The organism is Cellvibrio fontiphilus (genome assembly GCF_042646205.1).
In the GTDB taxonomy this organism is placed as follows: domain Bacteria; phylum Pseudomonadota; class Gammaproteobacteria; order Pseudomonadales; family Cellvibrionaceae; genus Cellvibrio; species Cellvibrio fontiphilus_A.
The window spans coordinates 977,825-997,229 of sequence record NZ_JBHRTF010000004.1; the positions used below are offsets into that span (position 1 = coordinate 977,825).

At 47.1% G+C, this 19,405-nt stretch carries 19 protein-coding genes; 15 read left to right on the plus strand and 4 right to left on the minus strand.

The genetic code is table 11. The features are described 5' to 3' along the window. Positions 1-24: 24 nt before the first annotated feature. Positions 25-507 carry a YajQ family cyclic di-GMP-binding protein gene (locus ACFODX_RS12780; RefSeq protein WP_324257737.1) on the plus strand — a complete coding sequence of 161 codons (483 nt, stop codon included), beginning with the start codon at positions 25-27 and terminating at the stop codon, positions 505-507. Positions 508-577: 70 nt separating this feature from the next. On the opposite strand, the gene ACFODX_RS12785 is transcribed toward ACFODX_RS12780, so the two are convergent. Beyond that, the gene (locus tag ACFODX_RS12785; RefSeq protein WP_378119686.1) at positions 578-1,870 is read right to left on the minus strand and encodes an AmpG family muropeptide MFS transporter; all 1,293 of its coding nucleotides are present in this window, start codon (positions 1,868-1,870) and stop codon (positions 578-580) included. Positions 1,871-1,899: 29 nt separating this feature from the next. Continuing rightward, positions 1,900-2,214 carry an MGMT family protein gene (locus ACFODX_RS12790; RefSeq protein WP_378119688.1) on the minus strand — a complete coding sequence of 105 codons (315 nt, stop codon included), beginning with the start codon at positions 2,212-2,214 and terminating at the stop codon, positions 1,900-1,902. 168 nt (positions 2,215-2,382) lie between these two features. Here ACFODX_RS12790 and ACFODX_RS12795 point away from each other — a divergent pair, with 168 nt between their 5' ends. From ACFODX_RS12795 to ACFODX_RS12820, 6 genes are all read left to right on the plus strand, one after another. Next, positions 2,383-3,414: a DUF481 domain-containing protein gene (locus ACFODX_RS12795; RefSeq protein ID WP_378119690.1), complete on the plus strand. Its 1,032-nt coding sequence runs from the start codon at positions 2,383-2,385 to the stop codon at positions 3,412-3,414. 31 nt (positions 3,415-3,445) lie between these two features. Beyond that, on the plus strand, positions 3,446-3,994 hold the full coding sequence (locus ACFODX_RS12800; protein WP_378119692.1) for an FxsA family protein: 549 nt from the start codon (positions 3,446-3,448) through the stop codon (positions 3,992-3,994). A 258-nt stretch (positions 3,995-4,252) separates the two neighbouring features. Next, on the plus strand, positions 4,253-4,543 hold the full coding sequence (locus ACFODX_RS12805) for a co-chaperone GroES (RefSeq protein WP_007643943.1): 291 nt from the start codon (positions 4,253-4,255) through the stop codon (positions 4,541-4,543). A gap of 83 nt (positions 4,544-4,626) precedes the next feature. After that, complete coding sequence (groL, locus tag ACFODX_RS12810) at positions 4,627-6,267, plus strand: chaperonin GroEL (protein ID WP_378119695.1); 1,641 nt, start codon at positions 4,627-4,629, stop codon at positions 6,265-6,267. A gap of 173 nt (positions 6,268-6,440) precedes the next feature. Further along, positions 6,441-7,025 carry a Fe-Mn family superoxide dismutase gene (locus ACFODX_RS12815; protein ID WP_378119697.1) on the plus strand — a complete coding sequence of 195 codons (585 nt, stop codon included), beginning with the start codon at positions 6,441-6,443 and terminating at the stop codon, positions 7,023-7,025. 206 nt (positions 7,026-7,231) lie between these two features. Continuing rightward, complete coding sequence (locus ACFODX_RS12820) at positions 7,232-8,017, plus strand: hypothetical protein (RefSeq protein ID WP_378119699.1); 786 nt, start codon at positions 7,232-7,234, stop codon at positions 8,015-8,017. Positions 8,018-8,091: 74 nt separating this feature from the next. Here the strand turns inward: ACFODX_RS12820 and ACFODX_RS12825 are convergent, their stop codons facing one another. Together ACFODX_RS12825 and ACFODX_RS12830 are read right to left on the minus strand one after the other, a co-directional pair. Then, a complete protein-coding gene (locus tag ACFODX_RS12825; RefSeq protein WP_378119701.1) occupies positions 8,092-8,778 on the minus strand; it encodes a TorF family putative porin in 687 nt (228 codons plus the stop codon). Between the two features lie 39 nt (positions 8,779-8,817). After that, a complete protein-coding gene (locus ACFODX_RS12830; protein ID WP_378119703.1) occupies positions 8,818-10,926 on the minus strand; it encodes a methyl-accepting chemotaxis protein in 2,109 nt (702 codons plus the stop codon). A gap of 210 nt (positions 10,927-11,136) precedes the next feature. Between ACFODX_RS12830 and ACFODX_RS12835 the strand changes: the two genes are divergently transcribed. The 8 genes from ACFODX_RS12835 (at position 11,137) to ACFODX_RS12870 (ending at position 19,401) form a co-directional block, all read left to right on the plus strand. Then, positions 11,137-12,657, plus strand: a complete 1,521-nt coding sequence (locus ACFODX_RS12835) for a fumarate hydratase (protein ID WP_378119705.1) — start codon at positions 11,137-11,139, stop codon at positions 12,655-12,657. A gap of 777 nt (positions 12,658-13,434) precedes the next feature. After that, positions 13,435-14,088: a methyl-accepting chemotaxis protein gene (locus ACFODX_RS17435; protein WP_449245519.1), complete on the plus strand. Its 654-nt coding sequence runs from the start codon at positions 13,435-13,437 to the stop codon at positions 14,086-14,088. Positions 14,089-14,104: 16 nt separating this feature from the next. Continuing rightward, positions 14,105-14,386: an STAS domain-containing protein gene (locus tag ACFODX_RS12845; RefSeq protein WP_378119710.1), complete on the plus strand. Its 282-nt coding sequence runs from the start codon at positions 14,105-14,107 to the stop codon at positions 14,384-14,386. Positions 14,387-14,415: 29 nt separating this feature from the next. Then, positions 14,416-14,703: an STAS domain-containing protein gene (locus ACFODX_RS12850; RefSeq protein WP_378119712.1), complete on the plus strand. Its 288-nt coding sequence runs from the start codon at positions 14,416-14,418 to the stop codon at positions 14,701-14,703. Positions 14,704-14,720: 17 nt separating this feature from the next. Beyond that, entirely contained in the window at positions 14,721-16,433 is a 1,713-nt protein-coding gene (locus ACFODX_RS12855; protein ID WP_378119714.1) for a SpoIIE family protein phosphatase, read from the plus strand. A gap of 21 nt (positions 16,434-16,454) precedes the next feature. Beyond that, a complete protein-coding gene (locus ACFODX_RS12860; protein ID WP_378119716.1) occupies positions 16,455-16,820 on the plus strand; it encodes a response regulator in 366 nt (121 codons plus the stop codon). Between the two features lie 63 nt (positions 16,821-16,883). Then, on the plus strand, positions 16,884-18,878 hold the full coding sequence (locus ACFODX_RS12865) for a chemotaxis protein CheA (RefSeq protein ID WP_378119718.1): 1,995 nt from the start codon (positions 16,884-16,886) through the stop codon (positions 18,876-18,878). A 22-nt stretch (positions 18,879-18,900) separates the two neighbouring features. Beyond that, positions 18,901-19,401: a chemotaxis protein CheW gene (locus ACFODX_RS12870; protein ID WP_378119720.1), complete on the plus strand. Its 501-nt coding sequence runs from the start codon at positions 18,901-18,903 to the stop codon at positions 19,399-19,401. Positions 19,402-19,405: the final 4 nt, after the last annotated feature.

Genomic DNA, 19,405 nt, shown 5'->3' on the forward strand with positions numbered 1-19,405 from the left:
AATTGAGAAAACTTGAGGTTAGTTATGCCATCGTTTGATGTGGTTTCGGAAGTTGATAAACACGCGTTGACCAACTCGGTTGACCAGGCCCAGCGCTTGATCACCAATCGCTTTGATTTTAAAGGCGTGAATGCAAGTTTCGAGCTTAAGGAATATGTAATTACCATTACGGCGGATGCAGAGATGCAGCTTGATCAAATGCTGGATTTGCTCCGGCCTGCTATGGCAAAAAATGGTATTGATGTCAGTTGTTTGGAAATAGGCCAAATAAAAAGCGCGGGTAAGCAAGTGAAGCGAGAAGTTACCGTGCGTACCGGCATCGACAAAGATTTGGCCAAAAAAATTGTCGCCCTGGTAAAAGATAAAAAACTAAAAGTACAGGCGAGCATTCAAGGTGAGCAAGTGCGCGTGACCGGTAAAAAGCGCGATGATTTACAGGAGTGTATTGCGGCGCTACGTGCTGCCGAATTAGGTATGCCGATGCAGTTTGAGAATTTCCGCGATTAAAAAATGTGGTTCGCTTATTGGTGTGATGTTTGGCAAAAGCCTTGTTTTAATCAACAGGGCTTTTTTGTTTTTAAGGTGTTTTGCTCTTGTGTAGTTTGTTCCACAGCCAAGCGAGAATTAACAGGGTTGGAATGACGGACAAGCTACTGACTACATAGAACCAGGAATAGCTGGTGGCCTCAACGATATAGCCGGATAAGCCACCAATAAATTTGCCCGGTAGATTGGCCAGCGATGCGAGCAGGGCGTATTGGGTGGCGGTGAAATTTTGGTTGGTTAAGCTCGACATAAATGCCACCAACACAACTCCTGCAAACCCCTGCGATATATTGTCGGCACTGATCGCAGCAAAAAAAGCCCAATCTTGCCCAGGATTGTTGGCCATCAGTAAATAAGCAATGTTGGAAATAGAAACCACAACAGTGGCCAGCACGAGCATGCTGCGCAAACTAAAGATGGCTATACAAATACCACCGATAAAGGCCCCTGCGATTCCCACCCAGACACCAAATAATTTTGAGACTGTCGCTATATCAGCCTTGGTGTAACCAGAGTCCAAATAAAAGGGGCCGGACATCACGCCGATCATTTGATCGGGCAATCTAAACAAGCCGACAAATAACAACAGCGCCAGGGCCAAGGTAGTGCCATTGCGTGAAAAAAATTCCTGAAAAGGTTTTACGAAAGCGTCGACCAGTTGTACCTCGCGCACTGCAAGCGCCTGCGAGCTATCGGGCTCTCTGGATACAAAGGATGCAAACAGTGGAATCAGCAAACAAAGCGCCATAATTAAATAAGCGGCGGTCCAGCCAAATAATTCAGCAAGATAAAGTGCCATAGCACCGGAAATGATGAGTGCGATTCGATAGCCCAAAATGTAAGTCGCCGCCAGCGCTGCCTGATATTCCACTGCGGCGATTTCAATGCGGTAGGCGTCAACCACTGTGTCTAATGTTGCTCCTGCAAATGCAGCAAGGCCTACCAAAACAATAAACATCATCAGCGAGGATTCTGGCCCCAGTAGTGCAATGGCGATCAAGCTGGCAATAAGCACAGTCTGGGATACTACCAACCACCCTTTGCGTCGTCCCAAAAAAGGCAAGCTGTAGCGGTCAATTAATGGCGCCCATAAAAATTTGAGCACATAAAAAAAACCGGCAAAGCTGATCAGGCCGATAACGCTCAATTCAAAGCCCGCATCGCGCAGCCAGGTTGATAAGGTCATTCCCCCAACTAATAAAAATGGCAGGCCTGAGCCGAAACCCAGGCAAAACAAGGTAAGTGCAGAGGGTGTGGCAAATGCGCGTTTAATTCCGCTCCAGCCCCGGTAATTATTGTCGGTTGAATCAGATGTGTGAGGCATAGGTTGCAGGATGCTGTGCTAATGAATGTTTAAGTATTGTAACCGTAAATGCGCAAGCTAATTTTTTGGTTTTTAAACTCAACGCCTTCTGCTTGCAAGCGACGTTTTTGTTCAGCGTAAGCCGGCGATGATTCTGGCAGGGAAATTTTACCCTGCGCATTAATCACCCTATGCCAAGGCAAATGAGTATGCTCCGGCAAACCACAGAGCAAGGTGCCAGCCAAGCGTGCCGCACCCGGCAGGCCCGCTAATGCAGCCAATTGGCCGTAGGTGACCACCTTACCCGGCGGAATATTCATCAGTGCCAGGTAAATTGCTTCTCTATTGCTGTCTTTGTTGCCCATATGCGGTGCTTGTCTCGTTCATTTGCTAACAGAAATCAGGAATTTACGCCCCTAAACTCAAGGAAACCTAAGTTAACACTATTAACATTTATGTTGTTGCGGCATTTGGAGGGTGTCACTTTAATGGCAAGTTGTCGCTAAATAAACACTCCACCCAAAAGGTTGACTGTGAAAAATATTGCATCACTAATTAGCTTGATGTTGATTATGTTTAGCCCCGCCGCTTTTGCCGGTGTGCTTGAGTTGCTAAATGGTGATCGTCTGGAAGGGGAGTTGGTCAGCATTGATGATGAATATCTGCTGTGGAAGTCCACTCATTTTGGCGAACAGCGCATTAAAAAAAATATCATCAAAAATATCCAAACGGACACCGCACTGAAAATCAATGGCAACAATACGCCTTGCCATCTGCAACCTATGGATGAAGAGTTTTTACGTTACCAGTGTGGTGATTCCCCGCGTATCAAGCGCGCCTCTTTACTGCGTATAAAAACCCTTATGCCTTATGAAGAGTACAAAAAAGGCAGTTTTACCCATCATGGGCGCATTAATCTTTGGGGGGCTTATTCGCGCGGTAATGAAGTGCGTGACGAATGGAATGCACAAAGTGAATTCACGCTCAGGCGCAATGATTTTCGCCACGTGATTGGTGGTGAGTTTTCACGTGCTTCCTGGAATTATTCTCGGCCACAAAAACGCTGGAATAGTCGTTACTCATTGGACTGGTTTTTTGGTGAGCATTGGTTTTGGTACAACAGCCTGTTAGCCGGGGCTGATCCCCAGCGTGGTATGCGCAGCTATGAGCGCATGGGTTCAGGTGCGGGATATCAATTTTTTGATAATAAAGCCATGGCCTTGTCTCTTAAGTCCGGTTTGGCGCAGCACCATGAAACCTATCAGCTACCGGTTGATTTAGCAGGTAATTATGCATCTGCAGATGACTTTCTCGCCTTGGGGCTGGCGCTGGATTTTCGCTATCAATTACCTTGGGGAGTAGGTTTTTTTCACAACAATGAGGTGCTGCAATCTACGGAAGGCGACCCTAACTTACAGTTAAAAACTTCAACAGGTCTCAGCTCCATGATTCTGGCGCGGATCTATTCCGAGTTTAAGCTGGATTATTGGTTGGATACTGACCCCCAACCTACACGGCAAGATAAGGACACGCGTATGTCACTGGGGTTGAGCTACAAATGGTAGACTGCGCATCTGCCCATTCCGGATACCTGTTATGCCCTTACCCCTTTTGATACTCATACTGCCTGTTCTTGAACTTTGGTTGATGATTGAAATCGGCAGTCAGGTGGGCGCTCTGGTAGTCATCGGGTGGCTGTTAGCGATGATTGTTCTCGGTATGAACTTGCTGCGGTATTTAGGCGCATCAAGCATGTTGCGTTCAGCGCAAAACTTGCGCAGTGGCGCCGAGTTTCCCGCCCAGTCACTCGCGGATAACCTGTTTAAAGCGCTGGGCGCTGTACTGCTGATAATTCCCGGTTTTCTTAGTGATTTTGCGGCCCTGCTGTGTTTTGTGCCCTTTATCCGGCGGTTAATGTTCAAACGCTGGCTGGCAAAAATGGCTATCAAAACTGCGACATCGGGCTTTTATACCAGCGGATTCAGGCCGGGGCATTTTCATCAAGACCCATTTCAGAATAGCGATTTCGCGCAAGGCAATGTTTACGAGCACCAGAGTTCAGCCCATAGCAAATCGCCAAAGTCGGGGGTATTGATTGAACAGTCGCCTGATGCTTCCGAGTCCTCCGGCTCAAAAAACACCTGACAGTTGGCCTAACTTGGGAAAATCTGGCGATAAGGCCAGATTTTTTCATGGTTGCTGTTGAAATTCCCTCCTCCAACCCCAGATAGCTCTCACCGCTTTATTGGTTACCGGTTTCCGGAGTGTTCCTGTAGATCGGTGGCCTAACCGGTGGCCTTGAAACCTTTAAGACCATCCCTATATGTCATCAAGCCGGAGCTTGGCGTCGAATAAACCCAGCTCCTTGCTCGTTTAACCTGTTTGTTTAGGAGACAAATATTCATGAAAATTCGTCCGTTACATGATCGCGTTGTTATTCGTCGCAAAGAAGAAGAAACCAAAACTGCCGGCGGTATCATTTTGTCTGGCGCTGCGAAAGAAAAGCCGAATCAAGGTGAAGTGGTCGCTGTAGGTAATGGCCGCGTTTTGGCGAGCGGTGAGCTGCGCCCGTTGGATGTAAAGGTGGGTGACGTGGTTGTGTTTGGTAAATATGCCGGCAGTGACACCATCACCATCGATGGCGAAGAGCTGGTGATCCTGAACGAGTCGGACATCAAAGCTGTGCTGGTTTAATTCCGGCGTCAGCATTCGAATTTAATCTGGGGTCGCTTCTTGCGATCCTACTGAGTTAACAACAGATTGTAGGAAGAAAAGATATGTCAGCTAAAGAAGTGAAATTTGGTGATAGCGCACGTCAACGTATGTTGGCCGGTGTAAACATTTTGGCCGATGCTGTTAAAGCAACCCTTGGCCCAAAAGGCCGTAACGTGGTGTTGGAAAAGTCTTTCGGCGCACCAACCATTACTAAAGACGGTGTTTCTGTTGCTAAAGAAATCAGCTTGAAAGACAAGTTTGAAAATATGGGCGCACAAATGGTGAAAGAAGTTGCGTCCAAGGCATCTGACGATGCGGGTGACGGCACCACTACTGCTACCGTGTTGGCGCAAGCCATTGTTAACGAAGGTCTGAAATCTGTTGCTGCGGGCATGAACCCGATGGACCTGAAGCGCGGTATTGATAAAGCGATCACCGCTGCTGTTAAACACGTGCAATCTATTGCTGTTCCTTGTGCGGATACAAAGTCTATCTCTCAAGTAGGTAGCATCTCTGCTAACAGCGATACTTCTGTGGGTGAGCTGATTGCAGAAGCCATGGAAAAAGTAGGTAAAGAAGGTGTTATCACCGTTGAAGAGGGCACCAGCCTGGACAACGAGTTGGACGTAGTTGAAGGTATGCAATTCGACCGCGGCTACCTGTCACCTTACTTCATCAACAATCAGGACAACATGAGCGTTGAGCACGATCATCCGTTCATCCTGTTGGTTGACAAAAAAATCTCTAACATTCGCGAATTGCTGCCTGTGTTGGAAGGCGTTGCCAAGTCAGGCAAACCACTGGTGATTGTTGCGGAAGACGTTGAAGGAGAAGCGCTGGCTACTCTGGTAGTAAACAACATTCGCGGTATCGTAAAAGTAGCTGCTGTGAAGGCTCCAGGTTTCGGTGATCGTCGTAAGGCTATGCTGCAAGACATCGCCGTATTGACTGGCGGTACTGTGATTTCTGAAGAAGTGGGTCTGGATCTGGAAAGCGCAACTTTGGAGCACTTGGGTACTGCAAAACGCGTCACCATGAACAAAGACAACACCACTATTGTTGATGGCGCTGGTAATGCGGACGAGATCAAATCTCGCGTGCAACAAATCCGTGTGCAAATCGAAGAAACTTCTTCTGATTACGACCGTGAAAAACTGCAAGAGCGTGTAGCGAAATTGGCTGGCGGTGTTGCGGTAATCAAAGTGGGCGCAGCAACTGAAGTTGAAATGAAAGAGAAGAAAGCGCGCGTTGAAGATGCCCTGCACGCTACCCGTGCTGCGGTAGAAGAAGGCGTGGTTCCAGGAGGTGGTACTGCACTGATTCGTGCCGTGGCTGCTATCGCTGACCTGAAAGGTGACAACGAAGACCAAAACGCCGGTATTGCTATTGCACGTCGTGCAATGGAAGCGCCTTTGCGTCAAATCGTTGCCAACGCTGGTGATGAGCCATCGGTTGTGGCTGACCAAGTGAAGAAGGGTTCTGGCAATTACGGCTACAACGCTGCAACTGGCGTATACGGCGACATGATTGAAATGGGTATCCTCGATCCAGCCAAAGTAACCCGCACTGCATTGCAAGCTGCTGGTTCCATCGCTGGTTTGATGATCACTACTGAAGCAATGGTTGCTGATCTGCCAGAAGATAAACCTGCCGCTGGTGGCCACGATATGGGTGGTATGGGTGGCATGGGCGGTATGATGTAAGTCGACCCATCGATAGTTGCGGCCCCTAGTGGGCCGCAATTGTTTTTGGCAGATGCTTTTATGAAATCGCTATAGCGAATTTTTAATAAAACCAAAATGATTTAATTGGTATTATCTGCCCCGTATTTTGAACAAGGCTTGAATTTATACAACCGTGAATTAGGAGAAACATCATGGCTTTTGAACTACCTGCATTGCCTTACGCAATTGACGCTTTGGCTCCTCATATCTCTAAGGAAACCTTGGAATTTCACCACGGTAAACACCACAAAACTTACGTAGACAAGTTGAATGGCTTGATTCCTGGTACTGAATTTGAAGGCAAAACCTTGGAAGAAATCATCAAAACTTCTTCTGGCGGTGTATTTAACAATGCTGCGCAAATTTGGAACCACACTTTTTACTGGCATTGCTTGAGTCCTAACGGTGGCGGTGCAGCAACTGGTGCTGTTGCAGAAGCGATCAACAAAGCGTTTGGATCTTTTGATAAATTCAAAGAAGACTTCACCAACTCTGCTATCAACAACTTTGGCTCTTCATGGACCTGGTTGGTGAAAAAAGCCGACGGTTCAGTTGCGATTGTGAATACCAGCAATGCGGCAACTCCGTTGACTGATGCTTCTGTTACCCCAATCCTGACTGTGGATTTGTGGGAACACGCTTATTACATTGACTATCGCAATGCTCGCCCAACCTACATGAATGCTTTCTGGGCATTAGTAAACTGGGACTTTGTAAACGCTAACTATGCTGGCTAAGCAGATCTTATGATGCACCTTATGCATCAGCCCGCCGGTTAGATGTCGGGAGATTTGAATAAAAACGGGCCTGCGGGCCCGTTTTTATATGGCGGGAAAAGGGCGGCCTATGTTTGTACCTGCAGCTACTATAAAATGCGCCCACTCGATAATCGATTTTCAAAATCCATTTATTCCACTGACCCATCGTTAAGGTAACTGTTGTTATGGAGCGCAGAGAACCCACATTATCCACTGGTGCTGTGTCAGAGCCAGCCGAACCTGTTGTGCGTCGCCAACAATCTGCCCAGCGGGATCAAGACGACGACTTTCTTTCCAGTCGCCCGGCGCGTAAGGCAGCCCCTGCACCAAGTTATGCGGGGCCAGCTCCAACCACCAGTAGTTTGCCCCTGGTCGCATTGGTTATAGCCTTGGTTGCGGTTGCTGCTGCAGGTTTTTTAGGGTGGCAGTTATTTCAAGCGCAAGCCATGCTGAAGCAGGCGGATACTCGTATCCAGGGGTTGGAGCAGCAACTGAGCCTGACATCTGAGGAGTCCAGTGCATCGGTAGTAACTTTACAATCCAATCTGAAAAAAATGGATGGCGAATTGCGTCGTGTTGCCGGTTTGGTTGAAGTCAATCGCAAAGCGATTGCAGCGGCCAACGAAAAAACGACTGCCGTTGGGCGTGACGCTGCCAATGCACAAAAAGCAGCGACTGAAGCGAAAACGGCAACGGCTTCGCTCAAGCAAGAATTAGCCGCAAACAAAACTGTGGCAGATGCTGCTGCTGCAAAAATTGATGGTATGGCAAACAGTGTGAGCCAACAATCAAAGAGTGTTCAGGAGTTGGAAGAGCAGCTCAACAAAATGTCGCTGGAGATGACCGCTCTGGATAGTCTGGCTGCACGTGTGCGCAACAACGATGAGGCAATCGCGGCTATCGATGATTTCCGTCGCAGCACGAATCGCGAGCTACTGCAGATTAAACAACAGCTGGGCGCCAAACCTTAATTTCTGTTTTTTATTTGTATGCACTAAAACACCCGGCTCAGTCCGGGTGTTTTGTTATTGATCTGCAGATTTTATTAAAAAGACCAACCGACACCTGCTACAACCCTGGCTTCATCGGTTTCAGATTCCGGCATAGTTGTTTCGTGTAGGCTCAAGCTCCACTGTAAACCAATCATTTCTTTTTCCGCCCGCACAAAATAGTGCAGGTAATCAGACTCACCTAAAATAGAGTAGCGATTTTTATCATCCGTTGCGGCGTAATCAGCGCCTAACGTCAGGTTGAAAAAATGACTAATGGAAAATTGTCTGGATGCTTGTACAACGGTGTAACCCGCACCGCTGCCGAAGTAATCCCAGGAGTAATGAAGGCCGAGATTAATTAGCGGCGTACTGAGCAGCGTATAAATTTCGTTGTATTTATAGTCATCGCTGATATCAGCACCTTCATAAAAAAACTGTGCGACGCCTGCATCTAGCGAATATCCCTCATTAATGCTCATGCTATAGCCAGCATAAATGCCCATTTCTGTGTCTGTGCCTTCACCGAAGTCAACCTGCGATGCCCAACCACTGAGGTATAAGCCTGACTCGCCTGACCAAGTCGTAGTAATTTGCACCGCCGGTTCATCCAGAGTTTGCGATAAACCGTAGGAGAGATAGTTGCTCATCAAAGATATTTTTCCTGACACTGCAGCGTGAACAGGTTGTGCAGTCACCGCCAGCAACACAGAAAAGCTTGCCAAACCTTTCATTATTTTCATTGCTACATCTCCTATCAGTTAAAAGTAACTGCCTGTCTGTTAACAACGTAATTGTGATAAGTGGCCATCAATGTCCTGGGTGATTTTGTCTACGCTGCCACTGGCGGAAAACACACTCTGTGATAGACGTTCAAGCTCTTGGGTCGCATCGCCGATGGCAGAAATGTTGCGATTAATTTCTTCGGTAACTTGATTTTGTTCCTCTGCCGCCGCCGCCACTTGATAGGCGCTATCGGTAATGGAATTAATTCCCTGGGTTGCTGTAGTCAAGCGCTCATAGGCATGTTCTGCTTCAGAAAGTGTGTCACCAACGCGCTGGGTGTTTTGATTGATTTGCACAACCGTTTGGTCAACTTGTTGCTGTAGCCCTTGAATTAAATTTTTAATCTCTTCTGTGGATTGTTGGGTGCGCGCTGCGAGTGAGCGAACTTCATCCGCCACTACCGCAAAACCTCGCCCCTGCTCACCGGCACGTGCTGCTTCAATAGCGGCATTCAAAGCAAGGAGGTTGGTTTGCGCTGCGATGCTCTGAATTACATCGGTAATGCCGCTAATTCGATGGCTGCTTTCCGCCACGCGCTGGATATTTTGACTGGAGTTGGAAAAGTCCGTGGCCACACCTTTAAATTCTTCCAACGTGCGCTGGAATAAATCGCGGGCATTATTAATTTCTTTCACTGATGCTTGTGAATCGCTTGAGGTGTTGCTGGCGAGCTTGGCGACTTCATTTGCCGTCGCCGACATTTCATGAATGGCAGTCATAATATTTTGAATTTGCTCAACTTGTATTTCCGTGGCTGAGCGAGTGTTTTTAGAGGTTCCGGTCAAGCTATTACTTTGCTCTTTCAAACGAATCGAATCGGCTTTTAGCGCGAGTATCATGGCGCGCAATTTTTCAGTGAAATCATTAAAACCATCGGCCATATCAATTAATTCACGGTCATTGGATGGAATTAATTTGCGCGTGAGGTCGCCATCGGAACTCGCCAGATCGCGCATCATTTCACTCATGTTGACAATAGGTTGAGTGGATTTTTTGATCCAGAAAGACACGACTGCTACAAATACCACGAGCAAAATAATGGCGAGTCCAATCATATTGCGAGCAGTCGAGACACTGCTTTCTTGCATCGACTGGCTTAGTTCATCCACTACCTGATAAGCGATTGACGAAGGTGTGACTATAACCATGCGCCATTCAGTGGCGACAGCATCAGCTTTGATTGGTTGGATGGTAATGATCTGATCCTGGTGAATAAATTGATTGCTGTTGTTAGCTTCCAATACTCCGAAGAGTGCCGGGTCTCCGGCTTGCAGTGGTTTGCCAACAAATTCCGGGTGCAAGCTGCTGGCGACTACCGTGTTGCGTGGGCTGAGCAAATACATACTGGTTTGGCCGTTATAAAGACTGGCCGATTGCGCAACTAAATTAGTTTGTAATACGGGCAAATCTATATCTATACCGGCAACGCCGCGAAATTGGTTATTTGCCAGCACCGGGGCTACCAGTGAGGTTAGTAGTACTTGTTTGCCGGGCGTAACTTCGTAGAGGTAGGGTTCCATCAAACAAGGTTTGCGATTATCGCGACTACAGAGATACCACTCGGCTTTGCGCAAACCATTGGTGTCCAGCGTTGCATCGTATTGATCGGCATAGCTCACTTGGCTGAATACAGGGCCACTGCTTTCTGCAACCCAATAAATTCCCATGCTGCCTGTTTCTGAACTGTAATTGGTATCACCCAGAAATTCGCTGTCGCGGTTGTCGTAGCCGTTAGTATCAAATTGCGCATATATAGATGAGGCCGAAGGTGTTGCCACAAGCATATCAAACGCCATTTGTTTCACTTGGGCGCGCGACAAGGGGGTTCCGCTACCATGTGCAGTGCCACTTAAGATGCTGGCCAAATGAAGTGCGACATCAAAGTTTCGGTTGAGGAGCGAGCTGGTTTCCAATGCGCTTACCTGTGCAATTTCCAGCAGGCGATGATTAATCGTTTCTTTCATGGAGGCTTCGCTGCGGGCGATGGATTCCCGGGCGTTATTAGACATGGATTTCCAGGCAACAAAACTGAGGGTGCCCATGCTAAAAGCGAGAATGAGTGCAACGCTCAAGCTGAGTTTGAAACGAAGAGATAAAGCGTTCATAGGCGATTAATTCCTTCAACGATGGCACTTAATTTAGCCTAGTTGCTGGTTGTTGAATTGGCTACTTTTTCGCCGGATAAAGTCCGGCACCGGAACGCCAGTGGCGGGTTTGATGGTGTAGAATTGGCATCACTTTTTGTTCTGCAATTTACTCGTCAACGCTTTAACCCAACGGATCAGTAAAGCTGATTCATAACAAGAGATGCGCTTATGCCAACCGTGATTCGCCAGCAAGACCTGATCGACAGCGTCGCCGATGCGCTGCAATTTATCTCCTACTACCACCCCGTGGATTTCATCCAAGCCGTGCACAAAGCCTACGAGCGCGAAGCTAACAAAGCCGCTAAAGATGCCATGGCGCAAATTCTGATTAACTCGCGCATGTGCGCTATGGGCCATCGCCCCATCTGCCAGGACACCGGCATAGTGACTGTGTTTGTTACCGTGGGTATGGATGTGCAGTGGGACGCACAAATGAGCCTGACCGATATGGTTAACGAAGGTGTGCGCCGCGCTTACAACAACCCCGACAATGTGCTGCGTGCATCCATCCTCGCTGACCCGGATGGCGCGCGCAAAAACACGGGCGACAACACGCCCGCCATCATCCACTACAACATAGTGCCGGGTAATACCGTGGACGTGCATGTGGCGGCTAAAGGTGGCGGCTCTGAAGCCAAAACCAAATTTGCGATGCTGAACCCCTCGGATTCCGTGGTGGATTGGGTGCTCAAAGTGGTGCCGGAAATGGGTGCGGGTTGGTGCCCGCCGGGCATGTTGGGTATCGGCATTGGCGGTACGGCAGAAAAAGCCATGCTGCTCGCCAAAGAAGCGCTATTGGAGCCGGTGGATATTCAAGAGCTACAGGCACGTGGAGCAAGCAATCGCGCAGAAGAATTGCGCATTGAGCTGTACGACAAGGTGAACCGTTTGGGCATTGGCGCCCAAGGCCTGGGTGGTTTGACTACCGTGGTGGACATCAAAGTCAAAGATTACCCTACCCACGCCGCCAACAAAGCGGTAGCGATCATTCCCAACTGCGCCGCCACGCGCCATGCGCATTTTGTATTGGATGGTTCAGGCCCGGCGTTCCAAACACCGCCATCGCTGGAAGACTATCCGGATATTACCTGGGAAGTGGGCGACAGCGTGCGTCGCGTGAATTTGGACACTATCAAGCCCGAAGACGTACAAGAGTGGAAAACCGGCGAGACGATTTTGCTCTCCGGCAAAATGCTTACCGGTCGCGATGCTGCCCATAAAAAGATGACAGACCTGCTCGCAAAAGGCGAAGCGCTGCCAGTGAGCATGAAAGGGCGCTTCATTTATTACGTTGGCCCGGTTGACCCGGTGCGCGACGAAGTCGTTGGCCCAGCCGGCCCCACCACCGCCACGCGTATGGATAAATTTACCCGCACCATGCTGGAGCAAACCGGTTTGCTGGGCATGATTGGTAAATCCGAGCGCGGCCCGGCGGCAATTGAGGCGATTCGCGATAATAAATCTGTGTACCTTATGGCGGTTGGCGGTGCGGCTTATTTAGTAGCGCAGGCGATCAAGTCGGCCAAGGTGCTGGGTTTCCCTGAGTTGGGAATGGAAGCGATTTACGAATTTGATGTGAAAGACATGCCGGTGACTGTCGCGGTGGATTCGCGCGGTGAATCGGTACACACCACTGGCCCGCAAATTTGGAAAGCCAAGATCGAAGAAGGCGTGGTTGCGGTGCGATAAACAACCGTTTTCTTGATTGTTTTACAAAACGGCAGCCTTTGGGCTGCCGTTTTGCTTTTTAAGTTGGAGCCTTATGCTGTACTGATTGCTTCTAGTTATATCAGTAATTTTTTTAAGTGGATTTTTTGTTTTGTATCAAGCAATCGCAGCAACAGCATAAAAATTTTCGACCGCTTGGTTATTGCTGCAAGCATCTAAAAATAAACCTGCTACTTTTAAACATACGAATGGATGACAGGAGCGGTTAAAGCCCTGTTAAGTAATGCAGGGGATTTCAACCTTATGCCGATCAAGCAAGCACTGGTGATACTGCTGGCCCTTTGTGGGGGTTCGGCTTTAGGCATATGGATTCACCCGGTATTGGCGGCGATTTTTGCTACGTCGGTATTAGCCCTTTACCAGCAGTTTGGAATTCAGTTGTTGGCTATGTCTGCGGGCGCTAGTTCAACTGCCACTGCAACATCTGAAATATTGCCGCATTTAAGTGGCGCATCTCTCGAAGCTACCAGCCAAATCCTGGACTCTACCCTGAGGGAGACCGGGCAGAACCTGAATGCACAAATCGCTATCCAATCGGATGCGATACAGGTGTTGGTGCAGTCGTTTAGTACCATTAAAAATCTTCTTGACCAACAGCAACTTTACTTAAGTCAACTGCTTTATGAAGGCGATACCGATAAAAACACTATATCTGCACGCATGAGTTTATTCGCAGAAAATACTTATGATTTATTAAATCGTTTTGTCGATACCACTGTAGAAATCAGTGCGTCTTCAATGGAGCTTGTTGAAAAGGTAGGGAAAATTGCCGATCAAATGCCCGATGTAATCCGCGCATTAAAAGATATAGATCAAATCGCCTCACAAACTAATTTACTTGCACTCAATGCCGCCATTGAAGCTGCCCGAGCGGGAGAGGCTGGGCGCGGTTTTGCGGTAGTTGCTGATGAGGTTAGGGCGCTCTCCAATCGTTCAGCCGGTTTTAGCCGCGATATCCAGCAACAATTAGGTGGAATTGCTAATGCAATTGCCGATTTGGATCAGGTTGTGGGCACAGTTGCATCGCAAGATATGACTTATGTACTACTGGCAAAAGCAGAAATGCAAAAAATAAGTAATCAGCTAATTGCTAAAGCCGATTCTGACCAGAAAACCACACAACAGTTGGAGTTGTTGGTGGTTGAATTGGTTGAAGCATTAAACAACGCGACACGTGCATTGCAGTACGAAGATATGTCCAAACAAAATCTGGACTACAGCATTTGCCTGTTGAATGAATTGCTACCGCTGATTGCACAACTCAACAGTGTATCCAAGCATCCCCAAGCACTGGAAGCAGAGCTGGCTAAATATCAGGTAAGTGAATCACGCAACAAACACAATCCCGTATCTGCATCGTCAATTGTCAGTGGTTCGGTGGATTTATTTTAAACTCAAGGGGTAACTAATGACTCAAACAGCGGCTGTCATCCGTATGCCAAAGCGGTTCGATTATTCATCAAGCGGTGAGTTTAATGCAGCCATCGCAGCGGCCTTAAAGCAAGGCGGCAACATTACGCTGGACTGCATTGAAATGGAATATATCGACAGCGCCGGCATAGGTTTACTTGTTATGTCCAACAAAAAAGTGCAGGCCAATAACGGCAAACTAATTATGAGTAATCTGAAATCTGCACCCAAAGAAATACTGGGTTTAGCAAATATCCAAAAGATTATCGATATAGATTAGCAAGCGCTGCAGCGCTATTTGGAGTTGTTATGAGTGAGAGGGCGGTAGTGGTTTTACCTGTAAGATTCGATTACGGGTACCACAAAGAGTTTCAAAAACAATGTGCATCCTGTATCGATAACCCGGCTATCAATGAAATTGTCTTTGATTTTGGTCGGGTAGATTATTTGGACAGTGCTGCGCTGGGCATGATGATGATGTGGCAGCGCCGGGCTTCTGCGGCAAATAAAAAAATGTATATCAAGGGGGCTAAGGGAGCGACAGCGCAAATACTGGATATGGCAAATATGCAACGCATATTTGAATACCTCACATAAAAAACCGGCGATCACACATGACTGAATTGATGTCGGAAAAATCCCTATCTATTTTGGTGGTCGATGATGACCAACTACTCAACCAGCTATTGTGTGAGTTTTTATTCAGTAAAGGCTTGAATACAGTGTCGGTATACAGTTTGGCAGAAGCTGAACGGACACTAAAAAAAGCGGGTGAGATTGACCTGGTGTTGCTTGATTATGATTTAGGTGACGGTACAGGTTTGGATTTGATGCGCAGCTTGGCCAAAGACTCGACCTATTCAGTGCCGCCGGTGATGATGATCTCTGTTAATGAAGATCCGGAGTTTTTGGAAAATTGTTTTTCGTGCGGTATTGCTGACTACATTATTAAGCCGGTTAATCTTTCATTGTTGGCGTTAAAAGTACGTGCTTTGATCAACTCGGTTGCTATGCAAAAACTGATTAGTTTGCAAAACGCTGAGCTTGCTCATTTCAAGCGTGAGTCAGAGCGCGAGGAAGCCGTTGCTAAATTTATTTATGAATATCTACTCGGGCAAAATAGTCAGCGTGTAGAGGGTGTTGAAACCTGGCTGCAGTCCTCCTCGTCATTCAGCGGCGATATTGCCATGGCGCGAACGTCTCCCAGTGGCGATTTGTATTTCATGCTGGCAGATGCCACAGGTCATGGTCTATCTGCAGCTATTACCATTATGCCGGCGGTATCCATCTTTAACAGTATGGTTGCCAAAGGTTTTCATCTTCAGCCAATTGTCACTGAGCTTAATAAGAAGCTCAGTCGCGATACTCCCCCCGATCGATTTGTAGCAGCGTTGATTATTCATGTCCAACAGGGCACGGGTGAATTACACATCTGGAACGGCGGAATGCCAACTGCTTACTGGGTTAGCGCCGGCAAGATTCTGCAGTCATTCCGCTCGCGGCACATGGCACTTGGCATACTGGATGATCATCAATTCGATTCAACAGTAGAAACCTTTCGTTATCCCAAAACCGGTTTTCTTTTTGGTTGTACAGACGGTCTGCTGGAAGCAGCCGATGCTACCGGGGAGAGTTTTTCCATGCGCCGGGTGGTGGAGATTATCGAAACCGAACCTGAAAATTTGCACCATGAATTAATTTCGGCGCTGAAGATTCACACAGGGCAGGCGCGTTTTAATGACGATGTTTCTATGTGTACGCTCACACCAAGTCAGATGCTCTTGGGTAATTCCATATTATTAGCAGGCCAGGGCCTGCGAGGAAAAATCGCCGAAGGCTTTGGGCACTTTTCCTGGGCAATTGAATTGTCCGGGCGCCAGATTGCTGAATGTGAAATTCCGCCCCTGGCGAATAAATTTTTGCAGTATATCGGTTTGGAAAAAAACATTTGCCAGATTGTTTTTTTAATTGTGAGTGAAATGGTGAGCAATGCTATTGATCACGGCATATTGCGGCTTGAATCTGCACTTAAAGAAAAAGAAGATGGTTTCGACCTCTATTTTCAGGAGCGTGAAAATCGTCTGCAAAACTTGACAGCAAAAGATGTTATTCAACTGACCATTGAATGGAATCCTGAAGCAACCAATCCGGATTTAACCATTGGTGTCAGGGATACCGGTGATGGTTATGACCCTACTAAATTAGACAAACGTAGCGATCAAAAACTTTCTGGTCGCGGTTTACACCTTATTCGTGGGCTCGCACAAACGGTAGAGATAATTCCCCCGGGAAATAAAATACGTGCAGTTATTCGATCAATCCAATAAACGTTATTGCAGGTTAAGGCTATGAGCAAGCATGTGTTAATTGTTGATGATTCTGTGTCGGTGCGACAAATGGTGGAGGCCACCTTAAAAATGGCAGGTTATACCGTCACTGCCGCTAAAGATGGCTTGGAAGCATTGAACCTGTGTAAAACAAAAAGTTATGACTTTGTATTAACCGATCAGAATATGCCAAATATGGATGGGCTAACTTTAATAAAATCCCTGCGTAGTTTGCCAGCCCACGCACGCACGCCCATTGTGGTTTTGACTACCGAGGCGAGTGATGCAATGAAAGCCCAAGGCCGAGCGGCAGGGGCCACTGGTTGGATGGTAAAACCCTTTGACCCTAATAAATTATTGGAAATAGCGAAAAAAGTTATGGGTTAGTCCTTTAAATAAATGGATTGTATCCAGGTAAGAGCTAAACGTTTCTGCTGATAGGAATAGCTTATGTCGATTGACATGAAACAATTTCACACTGTCTTTTTTGATGAAAGTCAGGAGCACCTGGATGAAATGGAGCAGTTTTTATTAACACTGGATGTGGCCAGTCCAGATACCGAAATGCTCAATAGTATTTTTCGTGCGGCTCACTCCATCAAAGGTGGTAGCGGCATATTTGGTTTTGATGCGCTGACCAGTGCCACCCATGTCATGGAAGGTTTGTTGGATAAAATCCGCAAGGGTAATTTATCCATTACCGCTGCCATGGTGGATTTGTTTTTGCGCGCTGTGGATAAATTAAAAGATATTTTGGGAGCCTATCGCCAGGGCGAAGATATTGATTGGGCAGGCATTCACCAATTAACCCAAGAGTTGGAGTTGGTTACCGCGGGTGCTTCAGGGCAGGCTAAACCCGTTAATGAGCAGGAGCAGGGCTACGGCCTTTTTAGTGAAACAGCGGCTGTTGCAGAGGAAGAGGCATTTGGCTTTTTTGAACAAGATGCGCCAGCAAGTGATGATGCCTTTGGTTTTTTTGATGAGCCGATTGACCCAATAATCCCACAAGAAAGCGATGCAGTTTTTGGTTTTGTGGATAGCCTGCTCACTAGCCATAAAGAAGAAGCCTTTGGGTTTTTTGAGGAGCAAATCCAGCCATCAACTAACGCGATAAATCATCAGCCAGCTCCTGCCACACAATCTCCAAATAATCCTGCGCTTGTTTCAATTGCAGAAAGCAATACTCAGGTAGTCCAGCCTGCTAATACTAGTGATTTACCAAAGCCCACCAAAAACAAGCCATCTGAAACTCTGGTAGAGAGTTCATCAATTCGTGTAGATGTTGCCAAGGTCGATCAGCTGATTAATCTTGTAGGCGAAATTGTTATTACGCAATCTATGATGAATCTTTTAGGGCAGAGCCTTGAAGGTGCCATCGCTGAAAAATTTCAAGCAGTCGCCAGTGAATTGGAGCGCAATACGCGTGAAATTCAAGAGGCTGTAATGTCAATTCGAATGCTTCCAGTCTCCTTTGTTTTCAATCGTTTTCCGCGCGTGGTACGTGACTTGGCGGGCAAGTTGGGCAAACAAATCGATTTGGTTATTGAGGGGGGCGACACAGAATTAGATAAAGGATTGACCGAAAAACTGGTTGATCCACTGACACATCTGGTGCGCAACAGTATCGATCATGGTATTGAATCGCCTGAGTTACGCCAGGCCCGTGGAAAGAATCCTGTTGGTAAAGTCACGCTAAGGGCGGCGCAGCAGGGCGGCACTATTGTCATCAGTATCAGTGATGATGGTGGCGGTTTAAATCGCGAGCGTATTCTGGCTAAAGCTGCCGAAAATAATATTCTTGTCAGTGAAAATCCTAAAGATGAAGAAGTTTGGCAGCTTATTTTTGCCCCAGGCTTTTCCACTGCGGCTGCCGTCACCGATATTTCCGGGCGCGGTGTCGGTATGGATGTGGTGAAACGCAATGTTCAAAATTTGGGTGGTCGCATTCATATTGAATCGCATGAAGGTAAGGGTGCAGTTTTCACCATCCACCTGCCATTAACTCTGGCGATTGTTGATGGTATGTGTGTCTCTGTCGGCGATCAGACATTTATTATCCCTCTGGTTCATATTGTTGAATCTATCCAGCCTGCACAAAAAGATATTAAAACCTTGGCGACGAATGATCAGTTGTTGCAAGTGCGTAATGAGTACTGGCCGATCTTGCATCTCTACAAAATTATGCAGCTGGAACCGCAATTTAATGAGGTTTCAAAAGGCATAGTTGTACTTGTAGAAACTGCCAAGCATCGTTTTGCGTTATTTGTGGATGCGTTGGTCGGTCAACAACAAGTGGTTATTAAAAGTTTGGAGCAACATTACAAACGTGTAGAGGGTGTTGCCGGTGCCACTATTTTAGGCGATGGAAGTGTCGCGCTGATTTTGGATGTGGAATCACTGGCGTTGGCAGTAGATCACTCAGTGCATTTAACTGCAGTGGGTTAATTATTTCCCGGAGTTTTTGTATATGGATCAATCCTCCCCATCATCCTTCACCAATGAATTGCAGGAGTTTCTGACCTTTAGCTTGGGCGATGAACACTATGCAATTGATATATTGACGGTGAAAGAAATTCGCGGATACGAATCAGTAACCAAGATTGCCAATGCCCCGCCTTTTATAAAAGGTGTGATCAACTTGCGTGGTGACATAGTTCCAATTGTTGATCTGCGCATTAAATTTAACGTCGGCCAAGCTACCTATGATGAATTTACCATTGTGATTGTGTTGCATATTCGCAACCGAATTGTTGGCATGGTGGTGGACGGTGTTTCTGATGTGGTTGGTTTAAAAAAAGAGCAGTTGCGGCCACCACCTGATTTTGGTGTTGCATTTAATAGCCGTTATTTGTTGGGGCTGGCTAGCGTTAACGAGCAAATGATTATTTTGGTCGATATTAATGAACTGATATCCAGCGATGAGTTGGGTTTATTTGATACCGCTGAAGCTACGGCCACAAGAACCTAAGGAG